We start from the raw sequence: 1,984 nt of genomic DNA, 5'->3' as shown, positions 1-1,984 counted from the left end.
GCCGTCAACGTCGTCTTGCCGTGGTCAACGTGACCAATCGTACCAACGTTCACGTGCGGCTTGGTCCGCTCAAATTTTCCCTTGGCCATTTTCAACTCCTAACAGGAATTTCACATGTTGCGCCGCGCGCAAACAGACACTGACTACTTGCTGGTGCCCATGGGCAGGATCGAACTGCCGACCTCTCCCTTACCAAGGGAGTGCTCTACCACTGAGCCACATGGGCGCTTCTACGCTTCAAACTTTCACGGACTGGAGCGGGTGAAGGGAATCGAACCCTCGTCGTAAGCTTGGAAGGCTTCTGCTCTACCATTGAGCTACACCCGCACGGGCCACTAACGATTCCCTACCGCTCTTGCGCTTATGTCTTGGTGGAGGAGGTTGGATTCGAACCAACGTAGGCGTAAGCCAACAGATTTACAGTCTGCCCCCTTTAGCCACTCGGGCACCCCTCCGTAGAGAACTGACGATTATGGGGGTGCATCGAACTCGTGTCAAGCACATCGTCAAGAATATTTGCATTATCTTCGAGTGCCCCGACGCTATTCGGCTACCGCGCGCCTCCCGCAAGTCCCGCTGCCACAATCGGCGAAACCGAACCTGATCCAGGAGAAGCCGGGGAACCCATTCGGTGCCCGCCCTGCTTCGTCTGCTCCCGTCTCGCCGGGCTCGCACCCCGAAAACGGAAGAACGCCATCATACGGGGTCACGGCAACTGCGCCAAGAGAGAAACGAGGATTGAAGCAAAGAAATTCGAGGGATAGCAGCCGGCGCGGGTTGTTGCGCCCTTTCGAGGCGCCGACTGACGTCAGATTAAATCGGATGGGTTGATTAGTGCGGTCAGCACGTGATCCGTCCAGATTCCGCCGATCTTCAGGTATCGCCGCGCGTATCCCTCCCGCTCGAAGCCGAGCCTCGCCAGCAAAGCCCCACTGCGTTCGTTCTCCGGTCGGTAGTTCGCCATGATTCGATGTAGTGCCAGTTCGGTAAATACGTGATCGATGGCTACGCGTAAGCTGGCGGCCATCAAGCCCCGCCCCTCCAGGCGACTGTCGATCGAAAAACCCAAATGGCAGGCCTGAAACGGTCCACGCACGATGTTCGTGAAATTGCATTCCCCAATGACACTCTGTTGATCGTCGTCCAGCAACAGGAGATGGAGCGCGCTTTGCGCGTCGTGCTGGCGCGTCATGACGCGCAGCCTGGATTCGACCGCCTCCGGCGTGTAGAAATCTTCCTGCCGCAAGGGTTCCCAGGGTGACAGGTGAGCCCGGTTCGCTATCTGGTAGCGGAGCAGCGCGGGGCCGTCACGCTCACGTGCGAGTTGCAACGAGGCAGTCGGACCAACCGCCAATCCGTCTATTGGAAACCTGGCTGCGATTGGCATAAGGAGATCTTTGATTGGCCTTCTGATGGTTCTGCCGCCTGTGGCTCCTGGAACCTCTTTCGGGAAATACGCCGGCTACATCAGTTATTTGAATTGCGTTGCCTGATAAGGTCCGCCCCGGCGGCAATTTACCGGAACAGTGATATTCACGTGATTTCGCATCGCAGGCAATGCCTTCCACTCCCGCTTTCTCTCGTGTGCGCGCAATTCCTACAGTACTTCGAGGTTGTTTGCGAAGCTTGGGCGGCCAAAGGCAATTCTGTTAAAAGTACCTCTTCTACCCTCTTCGTTGGCCATCTCTTTGAAATTCCGCTGCGTAGAAACTAAACAGCGACTTATTCATCGCTTAGTTTGAACCGATTCGATTGAGTGACATCCGGAGAATCCCGAGTGTGGTTTCCTCGAAATGCAAAAAGCAACGTGAGCGAATAAGCCGTCAGCTATTCGAGCGAGCGACAGTGGAGGCGTGTGTAGAACGAGAGAGGCGAAGTAACGCGAGAGGAGGAGGAGGAGGAGAAGCGAGAGAGGAAGGAGTGGGAAGGGGGTTTTTCTTTTGTCGAAACCAATAGCAAAACCCCCGCCGAATGGGCGGGGGTT

2 protein-coding genes and 3 tRNA genes are annotated in these 1,984 nt (G+C 56.1%); all 5 read right to left on the bottom strand.

Annotated elements, in window-relative coordinates:
• Window positions 1–89: GTP-binding protein (locus RZR99_RS32720; RefSeq protein WP_032978997.1), on the bottom strand; the 89-nt coding region annotated here is incomplete at its 3' end.
• A gap of 62 nt (window positions 90–151) precedes the next feature.
• A tRNA-Thr gene (locus tag RZR99_RS32715) sits at window positions 152–226 on the bottom strand.
• Window positions 227–253: 27 nt separating this feature from the next.
• Window positions 254–327, bottom strand: a tRNA-Gly gene (locus tag RZR99_RS32710).
• 42 nt (window positions 328–369) lie between these two features.
• Window positions 370–455, bottom strand: a tRNA-Tyr gene (locus tag RZR99_RS32705).
• 353 nt (window positions 456–808) lie between these two features.
• A complete protein-coding gene (gene rimJ / locus RZR99_RS32700; protein ID WP_323123815.1) occupies window positions 809–1,330 on the bottom strand; it encodes a ribosomal protein S5-alanine N-acetyltransferase in 522 nt (173 codons plus the stop codon).
• Window positions 1,331–1,984: the final 654 nt, after the last annotated feature.

This window comes from Burkholderia alba (assembly GCF_034721475.1).
GTDB lineage: Bacteria > Pseudomonadota > Gammaproteobacteria > Burkholderiales > Burkholderiaceae > Burkholderia > Burkholderia alba.
Note: the sequence above shows the minus strand (reverse complement) of the source record. Positions and strands in the feature narration are given on the sequence as shown.